The organism is Streptomyces sp. 2323.1, assembly GCF_900221035.1.
Classification (GTDB): Bacteria; Actinomycetota; Actinomycetes; order Streptomycetales; family Streptomycetaceae; genus Streptomyces; species Streptomyces sioyaensis.
In genome coordinates this window covers 5,215,234-5,230,994 of the sequence record NZ_LT907981.1, presented here as the reverse complement: position 1 = coordinate 5,230,994, position 15,761 = coordinate 5,215,234, and the positions used below count along the sequence as shown (strand labels likewise).

Genomic DNA, 15,761 nt, shown 5'->3' with positions numbered 1-15,761 from the left:
CTCCTGCGGAATGCGCGGCGTTCACAGCAGGCCTACGGCGGTGTCCACCGCGGCGGCGACGTCCCCGTCGGCGGGGTAGAGCAGGGAACGGCCCACGACCAGCCCCTGCACCGTCGGCAGCCGCAGCGCCTTGCGCCACTTCTCGTAGGCGGCTTCCTGGTCGCGGACGGTGCTGCCGACGTCGCCGCCGAGCAGCACGGTCGGCAGCGTCGTGGTCTCGCAGACCCGGGCCATCGCCTCGGGATCGTCGGTGACCGGCAGCTTGAGCCAGGTGTAGGCCGAGGTGCCGCCGAGGCCGGAGGCGATGGCCGCGGAGCGGAGGACGGCCTCGGGGCTGAGGTCGTTGCGGACCTTTCCTTCTATCCGGGAGGACAGGAACGGCTCGACGAAGACGGGCAGTTCGCGCTCGGCCATCTCATCGATGGCACGGGCGGTGGCCTCCATCGTGGTCAGCGAGCCGGGGTCCTCGTAGTCGATGCGCAGCAGCAACTTGCCGGCATCGAACCGGAGCCGGGCCAGGTCCTGCGGCCGGTGCCCGGTGAACCGGTCGTCCATCTCGAAGGAGGCGCCCGCGAGACCGCCGCGGTTCATCGACCCCATGACGACCTTGCCGTCGAGGGCGCCGAGCAGCAGCAGGTCCTCCAGGATGTCGGCGGTCGCGAGCACCCCGTCCACGCCGGGCCGCGACAGCGCAAGCACCAGACGCTCCAGCAGGTCGAGGCGGTTGGCCATGGCGAACTGCCGGTCACCCACGGCGAGCGCGCCGCGCGCCGGATGGTCGGCAGCGACGATCATCAGCCGACCGCTGTCGCCGAGGAGCGGGCGACGGGTGCGGGCGGCGGCGGCCTCCGCGACGGCTTCGGGGTGCCGGGCCCGCAGCGTCGCGAGGTCACTGATCCGAGGAGTCAAGGCTCAACTCACCTTCTTGAGTGCACAGGTGGGGCGGGCGGACCGCACGACGCGCGGCCACGGGGGTCACCGGCTCGCGAGGAACGCGTCGACCTCGTCGGCCGTCGGCATCGCGGAGGAGCAGGCCAGCCGGCCGGCGACGAGGGCTCCGGCGGCGTTGGCGTAGCGCATCATCGGCTCCAGCTCCCAGCCGGCCAGCAGGCCGTGGCAGAGCGCGCCGCCGAACGCGTCACCGGCGCCGAGGCCGTTGACGACCTCGACCGGGGTGGGCGGGACCTCGGCGGTGCGCCCGTCGCGATGGACCGCGAGCACGCCCTTGGGCCCCTGCTTGATGACGGCGAGTTCGACGCCCTGGTCCAGCAGCGCCTGGGCACAGGCCTTGGGCTCGCGCAGTCCGGTGGCGACCTCGGCCTCGTCGACATTGCCGACCGCCACGGTGGCGTGCCGCAGCGCGGCCTCGTAATACGGGCGGGCGGCCGCCATCGCCGCGGCACCCTTCGCCCCGCCGTCCCCGGAGGCGCCGCCCTCGCCACCCCAGAACATCGGCCGCCAGTCGAGGTCGAAGACGGTGGTGCCCACCTTGGCGCGGGCCTCCAGCGCGGCGAGCGTGGCGCTGCGGCTGGGCTCCTCGCACAGCCCGGTACCGGTGATCCAGAAGATCCGGGCCGCCGCGATGGCCTCCTGATCCAGCTCCTCGGGGCGGATGACCAGGTCGGGGGCCTTGGGGCGGCGGTAGAAGTACAGCGGGAAGTCGTCCGGCGGGAAGATCTCGCAGAAGGTGACCGGCGTCGGGTAGGCGTCCACGGCGGTCACCCAGCGGTCGTCCACCCCGAAGTCACGCAACGCCTGGTGGATGTAGTCGCCGAACGGGTCGCGCCCGGTGCGGCTGATGACCGCGCCGCGGCGGCCGAGCCGGGCCGCGGCGACCGCGACATTGGTGGCGGACCCGCCGAGGAACTTCCCGAAGGTCTCGACCTGCGCCAGCGGCACACCGGTCTGCAGCGGATAGAGGTCCACTCCGATGCGGCCCATGGTGATCAGGTCGTACGGCTCGGTCATGTGCGCCCCTTCGGGTCAGCCGGCGCGGCGGGTTCGGCGAGTTCGGCTCTGAGGAAAGGTCTAACGGGGAGAGTCAGACCCTGTCAATACTTTGTCCTTACATACTGATGTCAAGGAGAGCGGTGGATGTGTGGCGAGAGGGCGCCGAGGGGAGGCGGGGGCCGGGGCCGGCGCGGTGGGGGGCGGGGTCGGCGCGGTGGGGGGCGGGGTCGGCGCGGTGGGGGGCGGGGCAGTGGGGGGCGGGGCAGTGGGGGGCGGGGCGCCGGCGCAGTGGGGGCGGGGGCAGGGGCGGCCGCTCGCGACCACGGACCTGGGGGCACCCGCGCCCGGGGGTCCGAGGCCGCCCGCACCCAGGGGCTTGGGCCGCCCGCGACCAGGACCCTGCGGCCTCCCGCATCCAGAGGTTCACCTGGGACCGCCCGCACCCGGGGGCCCGAGGCCACCCGCGCCCGACCAGCCCCCACCCCGCCCCCGAGCCCGACCACCACCCACCCCGCACACACCCCGGAACACGGCCCACCCGGCGCCCACTCCGGCACGCCCCAGGCGACAAAGTCCTTAAGTCCTTATGTCAGGACGAAGTCTTGACACTCCCCGGGGCGGCAGAGAGGCTGTGCCCCACAACCCCACCCCAGCGCCTCCCGGTCACCGCCGACCGGCGAGAGGAGAGCCGCAGCATGTCCGCTTCCCATGCCGCCCCGCCCGTCCTGGACCGCCTCCGCATCGGCTCCGCACCCGACTCGTGGGGAGTCTGGTTCCCCGACGACGAGCAGCAGGTCCCCTGGCAGCGCTTTCTGGACGAGGTCGCCGAGGCCGGCTACGAGTGGATCGAGCTGGGCCCGTACGGCTACCTGCCCACCGACCCCGCCGTCCTCCGCGACGAGATCGCCCGCCGCAGCCTGAAGGTCTCGGCCGGCACGATCTTCACCTCCATGCACCACGGCCCGGCCGCATGGGACAAGACCTGGGCGCACGTCTCCGAGGTCGCCACCCTCACCCAGGCAATGGGCGCCGGACACCTCGTCGTCATCCCCTCCTTCTGGCGGGACGACAAGACGGCCGAGGAGATCGAGCCGCGCGAGCTGACCGCCGAACAGTGGACGCATCTGACGACCGGCACGGAGCGGCTGGCCCAGCGCGTACGGGACGAGTTCGGGCTGGACATCGTGGTGCACCCGCATGCCGACACCCACATCGACACCGAGGAACACGTCGAGCGCTTCCTGCACGCCACCGACTCCGACCTGGTCAACCTCTGCCTGGACACCGGCCATTACGCCTACTGCGGCGGCGACAGCGTCAAGCTGATCCGCACCTACGGCGAGCGGATCGGCTACCTCCACCTCAAGCAGGTCGACCCGGACATCCTCGGCGACGTCGTCGCCAAGGGCACGCCTTTCGGGCCCGCCGTCAAGCAGGGCGTGATGTGCGAACCGCCGCTGGGCGTGCCCGCGCTGCCGCCCGTCCTGGAGGCCGCCCAGGAGCTGAACGTCGACCTCTTCGCCATCGTCGAGCAGGACATGTACCCCTGCCCGCCCGACCAGCCGTTCCCGATCGCCGAGCGGACCCGGCGCTTTCTGCGGTCCTGCGGCGCCTGAGCCCCTGAAGCCCCTGAGCCGCCCTTGGACCACCCAGGGACCACCCTGGATCGCCCAGGAGGGCCTCCCCGGCCCCCAATAGGCCTCTTGCGCCTGCCTCGTGACGCCTCCTCATACCCCGGCAACGATTACGGAGAGTAATTAGTTTCCAGGGTACATCACACTCTGTAGCACGTAAGGACGTGAGGACGACATGACTTCGCTCGGAACCCTCGGTGTGGCGGTCATCGGCACCGGCCGCATGGGCGCCGACCACGTACGCCGGATCGACGAGGTGATCAGCGGCGCCCGGGTGGCGGCCGTGGTCGACATCGACGCGGCCCGCGTCAAGCATCTCGCCGACCGCATCGAAGGGTGTACCGCCTACACCGACCCGGCCGCCGCCATGGACGACCCCGGGGTGGACGCCGTACTGATCGCCTCGCCCGGTCCCGCGCACGAGACGACGCTGCTCGACGCCTTCGCGCGCGATCTGCCGGTGCTGTGCGAGAAGCCGCTGACGCCGGATGCGGCCTCCGCGCTGCGCGTGCTGGAGGCCGAGCGGGCGCTGGGGCACCGCCGGGTCCAGGTGGGCTTCATGCGCCGCTACGACGCCGGCTACCGCAGCCTCAAAATCCTGCTGGACCAGGGCACTTACGGCCGTCCGCTGATGCTGCACAACAAGCACCGCAATGCCGACACCCCGCCCGGCTTCACCAACGCGATGATGATCAACGACTCGGTGGTGCACGAGATCGATGTGACCCGCTGGCTGCTGGACGACGAGATCACGGCCGTACGGGTGCTGCGCCCGTCGCCCACCGGGAACGCCCCCGAGGGCCTCAGCGACCCGCAGCTGATCCTCTTCGAGACCGCGGGCGGCCGGGTCGTGGACACCGAGCTCTTCGTCAACTGCGGCTTCGGCTACCAGGTCAGCTGTGAGGCGGTCTGCGAAGGCGGCACGGCCAGGATCGGTGACGACCACGGGGTGTTCAGCAACACCGCGGGCCACTGGGGCGGCGCCATTCCCCCCGGCTTCGTGGAGCGCTTCGAGGAGGCCTACGACCGGCAGGTGCAGCGCTGGGTGCGCGCCACCCTGCGCGGCGAGGTCGAGGGCCCCAGCTGCTGGGACGGCTATGCCGCGGCCGCGGTGTGCGAGGCGGGCGTGCTTGCGCAGGCCAGCGGCGAGCGGGTGGCCGTCGAACTGGTCGAGCGGCCGGCGCTGTATCGCTGAGGCAGGCCCCGCCGTCGAGGCGTGCCGCACCGCTGAGGCGTGCCCCACCACTGAGACACGCCGCCGGTGCCCCACCACTGAGGCACGCCGCCGAGGCACGCCCACCATCGGCCGACGCCGTCCCGCCGAGCCGCGCCACCGCCGCGACGCCGGGCCGTACCGGCGGGCCGAGCCGGCCCCCGAGCCATGCCGCCCCGCCGGCCGCCGCCGCCCCGTCAACCGCCGCCCACCAACGCCACACAGCCGGGAACGCGCCGCCACCCGCGTCCCCCGCCGCCCCACCGAAAGGCCCCCGCACCATGCACCTCCCACCTGACGCCGCCCGACGGCGCTCCATACCACTGCCCGCACCCTCCGCCCCGGTCGCCGATTCGCCCGCCCCGGTCGCCGGTTCATCCGCCCCGGTCGCCGATTCGCCCGCCCCGGCGAGCAGGAGTTGACGATGGCCGTTCCGACCAGCCAGGTGGCGCCCGCCGGGCCGTCCGCGGCCGTGCGGGCCCGCAGCGCCCGGCGGTTCCTCGTCGGCATCGCCGCCATCGCCGCCCTGGGCGGCGCCCTCTTCGGCTACGACACCGGGGTGATCTCCGGCGCGCTCCCCTTCATGGAGGACCACTTCGGCCTCACCTCCCTGGGGGAGGGCGTCATCACCAGCGCGCTGCTGATCGGCGCGGCCTTCGGTTCGCTGATCGGCGGCCGGATGTCCGACGCGCTGGGGCGGCGCAACTCCCTGCTGTGGGCGGGCGCCGTGTTCCTCGGCGGCGCCCTGGCCGTCGCGCTCTCGCCGAGCGTGGCGGCCATGACCGTGGCGCGGTTCGTGCTCGGTCTCGCGGTCGGCAGCGCCTCCGTGATCACCCCGCTCTATCTCTCCGAGATCGCGCCGCCGCACATCCGCGGCCGGCTGGTCTCCTTCAACTCACTGATGATCGTCAGTGGTCAGCTGCTCGCCTACCTGCTCAATGCCGTACTGGCGCACTGGGCGGCCTGGCGCTGGATGCTGGGCCTTGCCGCGCTGCCGGCGGTTGCGCTGTCCGTCGGGCTCCTCTTCCTGCCGGACACCCCGCGCTGGTACATCAGCAAGGGCCGCCGGGACGAGGCGGCCCGGGTGCTGGGCCGTACGCTGCCGGCCGAGGACGTCCCCGCCGAGCTGGCCCGTATCGATCACGCCCGCGCCCTGGAGGACGATGCCCGGCGCGGCGCCTGGCAGCAGCTGCGCACCCCCTGGGTGCGGCGGTTGCTGCTGGTCGGTATCGGGCTGGCGGCCGTGCAGCAGATCACCGGTGTCAACGCGGTGGTGTATTTCGCGCCCAAGATCCTGGCGTCGACGGGGCTGGGCACGGGTGCCTCGATCACGGCCACCATCGCGGTCGGCGTCATCTCGGTCGTCGCCACCGCGGTCGGGATGTCGCTGATCGACCGGGTCGGCCGCCGGCCCATGCTGCTGACCGGTCTGGCCGGGATGACCGTCTCGCTCGCCCTGCTCGGCGCCTCGTTCCACCTTCCGCACTCCCCCGCGGTCAGCGCCCTGGTGCTCGGTCTGATGGTGCTCTACATGGCCTTCATGCAGGCCACCTTGAACACCGGGGTCTGGCTGCTGCTCGCGGAGATGTTCCCGCTCCAGGTCCGCGGACTGGCCATGGGGGCCGCGGTGTTCGTGATGTGGCTGGTCAACTTCGGGGTGGCGATGGCCTTTCCGCTGCTGCTCGATGCGGTCGGCGCCGGCACCACCTTCTGGTTCTTCGGCGCGATGTGTGTGCTGTCCTGGGTGTTCTGCTGGCGGTACGCGCCGGAGACGAAGGGCCTGGCGCTGGAGGACCTGGAGCGCGAACTGCGCAAGGCAGCGGCTGTGCAAGGGAATTGACGGAACATCACCACATCGCCGGGAACCGCGGCGCGCCGCCCTGGCGTCATCCCGGGTGGAATCACATCCAACGGGGGAAACGGTGGAAAACGTGAATACCAACGCACCCAGTCGCGCCCTCACCCGTACTGCCGTCCTGGCCGCGTCGGCGGGCCTGCTCACCGCGGGGCTGCTGACCGGTCCGGCGTCCGCCACCGGCTCAGCCGGCGGACGGGTCGGCACGCTGGCGGCCTGCGCCTACTACAACGGACGCGCCCTCACCGTCTACGGTCAGCGCGGCGACCGCGTCTCGCAGGTGCAGTGCCTGCTGGCGAACCGCCGCTATCTCCACTGGGGAGACGTGACCGGGTACTTCGGTCCCAAGACCCTGGCCGCGGTGAAGAAGTTCCAGTCCCGGCACCATCTGACCGCCAACGGCAAGGTCGACAAGAAGACCTGGCACGCGCTCTACTACGCCTGACCGGCGCCCGCCAGGTCTGCAGCTCACCTGTGGCGGGCCGGTTCCCCTCCCGGGAACCGGCCCGCCACAGGGCCGTTCGCGCCCGCCACACGACCGCCGTTTCGCACCCAACTCCCGGCGTCCGCGGCGCTCCGGCACTCCGACCGCCGGGCCGGGCACCCTCCCATCGCCCCCCGTCGCGTCCCGCCCCCGTCACAGCCGTCCGCCCCGCGTCACGGCTGTCACCGTCCCGCGGGGCTTCCGTCACAGCCGTTCAACAGCCCCTCCCCGGCGGTTACTCCGTGTCGTTGTCCAGGCACAGGGTGAGTGATCACCAGGCCGTACGCGGCCCCTGCCGGCTCCCCCGGGCCGCGCCTGCGTACGGCGCTCAGGAGGTGGCAGAGATGACCGACTGCAGGCTCTGGTCGTACAAGGAGATCGCCGCGCACATCCAGGTGCAGCCGGACACGGTGCGCTCGTACCGCAAGCACGGGCTGCTGCCCGAACCGGATCTGGTGGAGAGCGGAAAACCGTACTGGTTCGCCGATACCGTCAGAGCGTGGGTGGCCCGGCGGCCCGGCCAACGAGGCCGGCGCTGAGAGCCACCGGACCGGCGCCCCGGAACGAGGGCGCGGAGGGTCAGGCGGGCCGCGGCGGTGCCGTCGACCCTCTGATCTCCAGTTCCGGGGCCACGAGTTGTTGTCCTGCGGGGGCGTGCGGGCGGTCCATCCGGTCCAGGAGGCAGCGTGCCGCGCGGCGGCCGACCTCATGGCTGGCGTTGTTCACGGAGTTCAGCCAGAGGTGGCGGATACGGGCGAGGTAGGTGTTGTCGTAGCCGACGAGGGAGAGGTCGGCGGGCACCTCCAGGCCCAGTTCCTGGGCGGCGGACAGCGCGCCGACGCAGGAGATGTCGTTGAACGCGAAGACGGCGGTGGGGCGTTCGGTGCCGGTGTTGCGGGCGGTGTGCGTGGGGCCGAGCAGGCGGACGGCGGCGCGGTAGCCGCCTTCCTCGGTTCCGTCGCCGCTCTCCACTACGGCATCCGCCGCCAGGCCGTGGGCGCGGACGGCGGCCTCGAAGCCGCGCCGGCGCAGTGCGCCGACCGGCCCCTGCCCGGCGATGTGGGCGATCCGCCGGTGGCCGAGGCCGATGAGGTGTTCGGTGGCGAGCCGGGCGCCGCGTTCGTCGTCGTTGGCGACGAGGTCGGTGTGCGGCAGCCGGGGTTCGTGGTTGCCCGCGATGACGGTCGGCAGCCGCTCGGCGACCTCGGCCAGGCCCGCGGTGTCCGGGAGGGTGCCGACGACGACGAGGCCGTCGACCCGTAGTTCCTGGAAGGTGCGGGCGAAGCCGTGGCCGGCCCGCCGGTCCAGCCGTCCGTCGGCCATCAGCATCCGCAGACCGTGCGCCTGCAGCAGGGAGTTGAGGCCGTCGAGCACCTCGACGAACCAGGGGTTGCGCATATCGTTCAGCAGCACGCCGACGGTGTGGGTACGGCGTGCGACGAGGCTGCGGGCCGCGGCGTTGGGCCGGTAGCCCAGTTCGTCGATGGCCGCCAATACGGCCTGCCGCTTGGCGTCGCTGACCCGCGGTGAGCCCTGGAGCACGAGCGAGACCAGCGATTTGGAGACGCCGGCGCGCTCGGCTACACCGCGGATCGTCGGGGCCCGGTCCGCTCCCGGCCGGGCTCCGGACCGTTCACCGGGCGACACGTCGGCGCGCTTGTTGGACCGTTCCATGAACGGAAATCCTTCCACCGGGCCGGGACAGCGTCAATGCTCCGGCGCATGGCCCCTGCAGAACGGTTGACATGCGGACATCAGGACATGCAGGGTGCCGGTGAGGCGATGGTTGGACCGTTCCAACACGTACGTCGACCGGCCCGGCCACGGGGAATCCCGTCATGCCTTCCGGCAGCCCTCGGCGGCGCTCCCCCTGCATCTCTCACCGCCGCCACCACTCCTCCCCACTCCTCCCCCTCCCGTCCCCTCTCCCTCCCCGGAAAGGATCCGAGGCATGAAGATCGGCCTGATCGGCACCGGGCGCATCGGCGCCTTCCACGCGCAGACCCTCCGCGGCGTCCCGGGCGTCACCGGCCTCGTGGTCGCGGACGTGGACACCGCACGCGCCGCCGCGCTGGCGGACACTCTCGGCGTACGCGCGGCGCCGGGCATCGCGGAGATGTACGCGGACGGCCTGGACGGCGTGGTGATCACCGCGGCGACCAGCGCCCACGCCACCCTGATCCATCAGGCCCTGGACGCCGGGGTGCCGGTGTTCTGCGAGAAGCCGGTGGCGCCGGACGTGGCGGGCACCCTCGGCGTGGTGGAACGGGCGCGGGCCTGCGGGGTGCCGGTGCAGATCGGCTTCCAGCGCCGCTTCGACGCGGGCTATCGCGCCGCCCGCGAGGCGCTGCACTCCGGCGAGCTGGGCTGGCTGCACACCCTGCGCGCGTGCACAAGCGACCGGACGCCGCCGCCGGCCGGCTATATCCCCACCTCCGGGGGGCTGTTCCGGGACTGCAGCATCCACGATTTCGACATCCTGCGCTGGCTCACCGGCCGCGAGGTGGTCTCGGTCTACGCCCAGGGCGCCAATCGCGGTGCGTCCTTCTTCGCCGACGGCGACGATGTCGACACCTGCGCGGCGCTGTTGCGCTTCGACGACGACACGTTGGCCACGGTCACGGCGACCCGCTACAACGGCGCGGGCCACGATGTCCGGCTGGAGGTGTGCGGTTCCGAGGGTGCCCGCGTCGTCGGCCTCGACGACCGGGCGCCGCTGCCGTCCACCGAGGCGCGGCTGTCCTGGCGCCGGGCGGCCGCTCCGTACGCCACGTTCATGGAGCGCTTCCATGACGCCTACGTCACCGAGCTGGGGGTCTTCACCGAGGTCGCCGCGGGCCGGGTGCCGAGTCCCTGTTCGCCGGCGGAGGCGCTGGAGGCGCTGTATGTCGCCGAGGCGTGTGAGCGCTCGCGTCGTACGGGCGCGCCGGTCGCCGTCGCGGAGGTCCGGGCCGGGGCGGGCGGGGCGGTTCAGGGCGGCTGAGCGGGCCGTCAGAGCGCGGCTGCGGAGGACGGCCGTCCGCCGCCGTGTTCCGGTCCGTCGCTCTTGTGGGGCCCGCCGCCTTCGTTTTCGCCGCTCTCCTCCGACGAGGCGCGCAGGGTGCGGCGGCGGGCGGCCCACTGGATCGCGGCGCCCACGGCGGCGACCACGCAGGAGACGCCGAAGCCGATGCCGGCGGCGTAGAGGGGGCGGCCGGCGGCGGCGCTGCCGAGATAGCCGAGGCCGACCGAGTAGGTCGCCCAGCTGGCCTCGGCGATGCCGGCGCCGAGCGCGTACTTGCGCAGCGGGTAGCGCAGCACGCCGGAGGCCAGCGCGCCGGCGATGCGCCCGCTGGGCAGGAACCGTACGGCGATCACGAAGGGCAGGCCGTAGCGCTGGATCCGGCCGGAGGTCCACTCCAGGAGTGCCCGGCGGCGGGGGTTGCGGCGCATCCAGGCGCGTACGGGCCCGCCGAATCGGCGGGCTGCCAGGTACATCAGCAGGTCCCCGAGCAGGGCGCTGCCCGCGACGATGACGAGGATCAGCGGCAGGAACGCCTGGCCCCGGGAGGCGAGTACGCCGGCGGAGACGAGCAGGGCGGAGTTGGGGACGAGTGGCGGCAGCGTGGTGAGCACCAGCAGGCCGTAGAGGGCGAGTACGTCCATCCGGCCGCCTCCTCGGATCCGCCCCGAGTCCGTACCCCCAAGGCTGACGCGTGGTGGGGCGCGCGGCAACGCGATGCCCGCGACGACGGCTGGAATTGATACCCCCTAGGGGTATAGGGTGCTTAAGGTCGGAGAGGACCGGCAGTCGCTTGAGTCGCCCCTGGGTCATTCCGGCACTCCGGCACCTGGCACCACATGGCACGCATCGGCACCACAAGGAGAGTCCCCCATGGCTGAGAACAGCTCCTGCTGCACCCCCGAAGGCGCCGGCCGCACCGGCGGCACCGACGGCCGGTCCGGCGAGGTGACCGCCACCTACAAGGTCACCGGTATGACCTGCGGCCACTGTGAGGGGGCGGTCTCGTCCGAGCTCGGCGAGCTCGCCGGGGTCAGCTCGGTGCAGGCGGTCGCCGCCACGGGCCTGGTGACCGTCACCTCGAAGGCCCCGCTGGACGAGGAAGCCGTGCGCGCGGCCGTCGACGAGGCCGGGTACGAGCTGGTGGGTCAGGCGGCCTGATTCGAGCGCCTCTCCGCATCGCACAGGCGCAGGTCGCGCTCGCCCCGGCGGGACGGCCTGCGCCGTGTGCACCGCGCGATCTTGTCGTGTCGAGCGGAGACGACCTTGTCGCGTCGAGAAGAGGCGACCTGACGATCACGGGTGTCGCCATGCCCCTCTCGTCGGCCTTCGTGGTCACCAAAGACCTGCGGCCAGGAAAATTCACCTAGCCCTTACAACTGACACAACACCCATACCCCACGGCCCCGATCTCCAAATGGAGGTCCTTGACCATATTCGCCCCTATATGGCAAGAGACCCAGATCACACTCATGGGAACGTAACCATTGAGGGGGGTCGTGAGTCTAACCGGGCAGTGCAGGCACCCCGGCGGGGCTTGCACTGCACCAGCCGTGCCGATCTTGGGGGATCGCGCCCGGCTACGCGTGGCCGGGGCGACGCGCCCGGGGAGCTTTGAGCGGCCCTCCCGAATGTGCGCGTCCCGGCAGATCGCGGTGCTACCCGAACGCCCGGACGGATCCCGTGGGGGGAATCCAACCGGGACACGGGAAGCGCCCCGCACTCCTGACCCGTGGGGGGATCCGGAGGCGGGGCGCTTCTTTCTTTCTCAGCCCTCGGTGGCCTGCCGGCACAGGGCGGCCGTCAGCGCTCCTCGACCGGCACGAAGTCGCGCTCGACGACGCCGGTGTAGATCTGCCGCGGGCGGCCGATGCGGGAACCGGGCTCCTTGATCATCTCGTGCCACTGGGCGATCCAGCCGGGGAGCCGGCCGAGCGCGAAGAGCACGGTGAACATCTCGGTCGGGAAGCCCATGGCCCGGTAGATCAGGCCGGTGTAGAAGTCGACGTTCGGGTAGAGCTTGCGCGAGACGAAGTAGTCGTCGGAGAGCGCGTGCTCCTCCAGCTTGAGGGCGATGTCCAGCAGCTCGTCGGACTTGCCGAGCGCGGAAAGAACGTCGTGCGCCGCCGCCTTGATGATCTTCGCGCGAGGGTCGAAGTTCTTGTAGACGCGGTGCCCGAAGCCCATGAGCTTCACGCCGTCTTCCTTGTTCTTCACCTTGCGGATGAAGGAGTCGACGTCGCCGCCGTCGCGCTGGATGCCTTCCAGCATCTCCAGCACGGACTGGTTGGCACCGCCGTGCAGGGGGCCCCACAGGGCGTTGATACCGGCCGAGATCGAGGCGAAGAGGTTCGCCTGCGAGGAGCCGACCAGACGCACGGTGGAGGTGGAGCAGTTCTGCTCGTGGTCGGCGTGCAGGATCAGCAGCTTGTCGAGGGCGCTGACCACGACGGGGTCGAGGTCGTAGTCCGCGGCGGGCACCGAGAAGGTCATACGGAGGAAGTTCTCGACGTACCCGAGGTCGTTGCTCGGGTAGACGACCGGGTGGCCGACCGACTTCTTGAACGCGTAGGCCGCGATCGTCGGGAGCTTGGCCAGCAGCCGGATCGTGGAGATGTGGCGCTGCTGCTCGTCGAACGGGTTGTGGCTGTCCTGGTAGAACGTCGACAGCGCGCTGACCACCGAGGACAGCATCGCCATCGGGTGGGCGTCCCGGGGGAAACCGTCGTAGAAGCGCTTGACGTCCTCGTGCAGCAGGGTGTGGTAGGTAATGTCCTGCTTGAAGTTCGCCAGCTCATCGACGGTGGGCAGCTCGCCGTTGATGAGGAGGTACGCGGTCTCGACGAACGTGCTGCGCTCTGCGAGCTGCTCGATCGGGTAGCCGCGGTAACGGAGAATGCCGTTTTCACCGTCGAGATAGGTGATCGAGGATTTATACGCCGCGGTGTTGCCGTAACCGGAATCCAGGGTCACCAGACCGGTCTGGGCGCGCAGCTTCGAGATATCGAAGCCCTTGTCGCCAACGGTGCTGTCGACGACCGGGTAGCTGTATTCGCCGTCCCCGTAACGCAGTACTACAGAGTTGTCGCTCACGTCATCCCTCACCGACGTTGTGCCTCTTCTTCGAGGTGCCCTGACTGCCTATACCTTCCCCCATTTGAGACGTGGATGTGCACTCGGGGTCGGCCATAGGGCCTCTCAGCGGCACTCAGTGCCGCCCGGGTGCCCATCCTGCCCCTCTTCGCCCTGAATGGGAAAGAGGGGTGGCCTCACATCGCGCCGGCGAGCCGGTGATCGAGTGCCGTGCACCGCCGACCGGCGGATACGGTCCGGACGGCCTGTCCGAGGGCCTTCCGGGAGCCGACCAGCACCACCAAACGCTTTGCCCGGGTCACGGCGGTATACAGCAGATTGCGCTGCAGCATCATCCAGGCACTGGTGGTGACCGGAATCACCACTGCTGGATATTCACTACCCTGCGAGCGGTGGATCGTCACGGCATAGGCGTGGGCGAGTTCGTCGAGTTCATCGAAGTCGTAGGGCACCTCCTCGTCCTCGTCGGTGCGGACGGTCAGGCGCTGCTCGTCGGAGTCCAGGGCGGTGACCACGCCGACCGTGCCGTTGAAGACACCATTGCGGCCCTTCTCATAATTGTTCCTGATCTGAGTGACCTTGTCGCCGACACGGAAGACCCGGCCGCCGAAGCGGCGCTCGGGCAGATCGGGGCGGGCGGGGGTCACGGCCTGCTGGAGCAGGCCGTTCAGGGCGCCCGCCCCGGCCGGACCGCGGTGCATCGGGGTGAGCACCTGGACGTCCCGGCGCGGGTCGAGGCCGAATTTCGCCGGGATCCGGCGGGCCGCGACATCCACCGTCAGCCGTCCGGCCTCTTCGGAGTCCTCCTCGGCGAACAGGAAGAAGTCGGCCAGGCCGGTCGTCAGGGGCGGCACGCCGGAGTTGATGCGGTGGGCGTTGGTGACCACCCCGGACTGCTGGGCCTGGCGGAAGATCCTGGTCAGCCGGACCGCAGGCACGGGGCCGGACTCGTCGAGGAGATCGCGCAGCACCTCGCCCGCGCCCACCGACGGCAGTTGGTCGACGTCCCCGACCAGCAGCAGATGGGCGCCGGGCGGCACCGCCTTGACGAGCTTGTTGGCGAGCAGCAGATCCAGCATCGAGGCCTCGTCGACGACCACCAGATCGGCGTCCAGCGGCCGGTCCGCGTCATAGGCGGCGTCCCCGCCGGGCTTCAGCTCCAGGAGGCGGTGGACCGTGGAGGCCTCCGCCCCGGTCAGCTCCGAGAGCCGCTTGGCGGCGCGGCCCGTGGGCGCCGCCAGCACCACCTTGGCCTTCTTGGCGCGGGCCAGCTCGACGACGGAACGGACCGTGAAGGATTTGCCGCAGCCGGGGCCGCCGGTGAGCACCGCGACCTTCTGCGTCAGCGCCAGCCGCACCGCCTGCTGCTGCTCGGGCGCCAGCTCGGCGCCCGTCCGCCGCGCCAGCCAGGCCAGCGCCTTGTCCCAGTCCACGTCCTGGAACGCCGGCATCCGGTCCTGGTCCGTGCGCAGCAGCCGGGTCAGCCGGCCGGCCAGGGAGATCTCGGCGCGGTGGAACGGCACCAGATAGACGGCGGTGACCGGCGCGCCCTCCTCGGCGCCCGGCACCTTCTCGCGGACCACGCCCTCCGGGTCCGCGGCCAGTTCGCCCAGGCAGTCGATGACCAGGCCGGTGTCCACGCCGAGCAACTTCACCGCATCGGCGATCAGTTGCTCCTCGGGGAGGAAGCAGTGGCCCTGGTCCGTGGACTGCGACAGCGCGTACTGCAGGCCCGCCTTGACCCGTTCCGGGCTGTCGTGCGGAATGCCCACGGACTGCGCGATGCGGTCGGCGGTCAGGAAGCCGATGCCCCAGACGTCGGCGGCCAGGCGGTAGGGCTCGTTGCGGACGACGGAGATCGAGGCGTCGCCGTACTTCTTGTAGATCCGCACGGCGATGGAGGTTGAGACGCCGACGCCCTGGAGGAAGACCATGACTTCCTTGATGGCCTTCTGCTCCTCCCACGCCGCGCCGATCAGCTTCGTCCGCTTGGGGCCGAGGCCGGGCACCTCGACCAGGCGCGCGGGTTCGGTCTCGATGACGTCGAGGGTGTCCGTGCCGAAGTGTTCGACGATGCGGTCCGCGATCCGCGGGCCGATGCCCTTGATCAGGCCGGAGCCCAGATAGCGGCGGATGCCCTGGATCGTGGCGGGCAGGACGGTGGTGTAGTTCTCGACGGTGAACTGCTTGCCGTACTGGGGGTGGGAGCCCCAGCGTCCCTCCATGCGCAGCGACTCGCCGGGCTGTGCTCCCAGCAAGGCGCCGACGACGGTCAGCAGGTCGCCCGCGCCGCGCCCGGTGTCGACCCGCGCGACCGTGTATCCGCTCTCTTCGTTGGCGTAGGTGATCCGCTCCAGGACCCCTTCGACGACGGCTGCGTTGACCATGACCCGACGGTACCGCCGGGGTCTGACAGGCCGCCGCGGGCCGGGGTGTCCGGGCCCCATCGAGGGGCCCGTCCGATGGCCGGGCCCCTCGATTCCCCCCTCCGTGCCGGCCCCGGATCCCCCCGGATCCCCCCTTGTCGGGAC

The 15,761-nt window shown here is 71.4% G+C and carries 13 protein-coding genes; 7 read left to right on the top strand and 6 right to left on the bottom strand.

Annotation, left to right across the window (positions count from 1 at the left end; all coding sequences use genetic code 11):
- Positions 1-21: 21 nt before the first annotated feature.
- Together CPH93_RS22495 and iolC are read right to left on the bottom strand one after the other, a co-directional pair.
- Positions 22-909 (bottom strand): Cgl0159 family (beta/alpha)8-fold protein, encoded by an 888-nt coding sequence (locus CPH93_RS22495; RefSeq protein ID WP_093483316.1) that lies wholly within the window; start codon positions 907-909, stop codon positions 22-24.
- Between the two features lie 66 nt (positions 910-975).
- Positions 976-1,968: a 5-dehydro-2-deoxygluconokinase gene (gene iolC, locus CPH93_RS22490; RefSeq protein WP_096213882.1), complete on the bottom strand. Its 993-nt coding sequence runs from the start codon at positions 1,966-1,968 to the stop codon at positions 976-978.
- Positions 1,969-2,645: 677 nt separating this feature from the next.
- On the opposite strand from iolC, the gene CPH93_RS22480 reads away from it, so the two are divergent.
- From CPH93_RS22480 to CPH93_RS22460, 5 genes are all read left to right on the top strand, one after another.
- On the top strand, positions 2,646-3,566 hold the full coding sequence (locus CPH93_RS22480) for a sugar phosphate isomerase/epimerase family protein (protein ID WP_096213880.1): 921 nt from the start codon (positions 2,646-2,648) through the stop codon (positions 3,564-3,566).
- Between the two features lie 193 nt (positions 3,567-3,759).
- A complete protein-coding gene (locus tag CPH93_RS22475; RefSeq protein ID WP_096213879.1) occupies positions 3,760-4,779 on the top strand; it encodes a Gfo/Idh/MocA family protein in 1,020 nt (339 codons plus the stop codon).
- 442 nt (positions 4,780-5,221) lie between these two features.
- On the top strand, positions 5,222-6,637 hold the full coding sequence (locus CPH93_RS22470; RefSeq protein WP_096213878.1) for a sugar porter family MFS transporter: 1,416 nt from the start codon (positions 5,222-5,224) through the stop codon (positions 6,635-6,637).
- Between the two features lie 91 nt (positions 6,638-6,728).
- Positions 6,729-7,097, top strand: coding sequence for a peptidoglycan-binding domain-containing protein (locus CPH93_RS22465; RefSeq protein WP_231976922.1), 369 nt, complete (start codon positions 6,729-6,731; stop codon positions 7,095-7,097).
- Between the two features lie 383 nt (positions 7,098-7,480).
- Positions 7,481-7,675 carry a helix-turn-helix transcriptional regulator gene (locus tag CPH93_RS22460; protein WP_093483322.1) on the top strand — a complete coding sequence of 65 codons (195 nt, stop codon included), beginning with the start codon at positions 7,481-7,483 and terminating at the stop codon, positions 7,673-7,675.
- Positions 7,676-7,715: 40 nt separating this feature from the next.
- Here the strand turns inward: CPH93_RS22460 and CPH93_RS22455 are convergent, their stop codons facing one another.
- The gene (locus CPH93_RS22455) at positions 7,716-8,810 is read right to left on the bottom strand and encodes a LacI family DNA-binding transcriptional regulator (protein WP_096213876.1); all 1,095 of its coding nucleotides are present in this window, start codon (positions 8,808-8,810) and stop codon (positions 7,716-7,718) included.
- A 277-nt stretch (positions 8,811-9,087) separates the two neighbouring features.
- Between CPH93_RS22455 and CPH93_RS22450 the strand changes: the two genes are divergently transcribed.
- Positions 9,088-10,119: a Gfo/Idh/MocA family protein gene (locus tag CPH93_RS22450; protein ID WP_096213875.1), complete on the top strand. Its 1,032-nt coding sequence runs from the start codon at positions 9,088-9,090 to the stop codon at positions 10,117-10,119.
- 8 nt (positions 10,120-10,127) lie between these two features.
- Here CPH93_RS22450 and CPH93_RS22445 read toward each other — a convergent pair whose 3' ends face one another.
- The gene (locus CPH93_RS22445) at positions 10,128-10,781 is read right to left on the bottom strand and encodes a DedA family protein (RefSeq protein ID WP_093483325.1); all 654 of its coding nucleotides are present in this window, start codon (positions 10,779-10,781) and stop codon (positions 10,128-10,130) included.
- A gap of 229 nt (positions 10,782-11,010) precedes the next feature.
- Between CPH93_RS22445 and CPH93_RS22440 the strand changes: the two genes are divergently transcribed.
- The gene (locus tag CPH93_RS22440; protein ID WP_096213874.1) at positions 11,011-11,298 is read left to right on the top strand and encodes a heavy-metal-associated domain-containing protein; all 288 of its coding nucleotides are present in this window, start codon (positions 11,011-11,013) and stop codon (positions 11,296-11,298) included.
- Between the two features lie 642 nt (positions 11,299-11,940).
- Here the strand turns inward: CPH93_RS22440 and CPH93_RS22435 are convergent.
- Together CPH93_RS22435 and recD2 are read right to left on the bottom strand one after the other, a co-directional pair.
- Entirely contained in the window at positions 11,941-13,230 is a 1,290-nt protein-coding gene (locus CPH93_RS22435; RefSeq protein ID WP_096213873.1) for a citrate synthase, read from the bottom strand.
- A gap of 176 nt (positions 13,231-13,406) precedes the next feature.
- The gene (recD2, locus tag CPH93_RS22430) at positions 13,407-15,617 is read right to left on the bottom strand and encodes an SF1B family DNA helicase RecD2 (protein ID WP_096213872.1); all 2,211 of its coding nucleotides are present in this window, start codon (positions 15,615-15,617) and stop codon (positions 13,407-13,409) included.
- Between the last annotated feature and the right edge of the window lie 144 nt (positions 15,618-15,761).

What these genes read in the sequence shown, in the direction of transcription:
- iolC (WP_096213882.1), bottom strand. Translation starts at nt 1,968, where the DNA reads ATGACCGAGCCGTACGACCTGATCACCATGGGCCGCATCGGAGTGGAC.
- CPH93_RS22480 (WP_096213880.1), top strand. Translation starts at nt 2,646, where the DNA reads ATGTCCGCTTCCCATGCCGCCCCGCCCGTCCTGGACCGCCTCCGCATC.
- CPH93_RS22475 (WP_096213879.1), top strand. Translation starts at nt 3,760, where the DNA reads ATGACTTCGCTCGGAACCCTCGGTGTGGCGGTCATCGGCACCGGCCGC.
- CPH93_RS22470 (WP_096213878.1), top strand. Translation starts at nt 5,222, where the DNA reads ATGGCCGTTCCGACCAGCCAGGTGGCGCCCGCCGGGCCGTCCGCGGCC.
- CPH93_RS22460 (WP_093483322.1), top strand. Translation starts at nt 7,481, where the DNA reads ATGACCGACTGCAGGCTCTGGTCGTACAAGGAGATCGCCGCGCACATC.
- CPH93_RS22455 (WP_096213876.1), bottom strand. Translation starts at nt 8,810, where the DNA reads ATGGAACGGTCCAACAAGCGCGCCGACGTGTCGCCCGGTGAACGGTCC.
- CPH93_RS22450 (WP_096213875.1), top strand. Translation starts at nt 9,088, where the DNA reads ATGAAGATCGGCCTGATCGGCACCGGGCGCATCGGCGCCTTCCACGCG.
- CPH93_RS22445 (WP_093483325.1), bottom strand. Translation starts at nt 10,781, where the DNA reads ATGGACGTACTCGCCCTCTACGGCCTGCTGGTGCTCACCACGCTGCCG.
- CPH93_RS22440 (WP_096213874.1), top strand. Translation starts at nt 11,011, where the DNA reads ATGGCTGAGAACAGCTCCTGCTGCACCCCCGAAGGCGCCGGCCGCACC.
- recD2 (WP_096213872.1), bottom strand. Translation starts at nt 15,617, where the DNA reads ATGGTCAACGCAGCCGTCGTCGAAGGGGTCCTGGAGCGGATCACCTAC.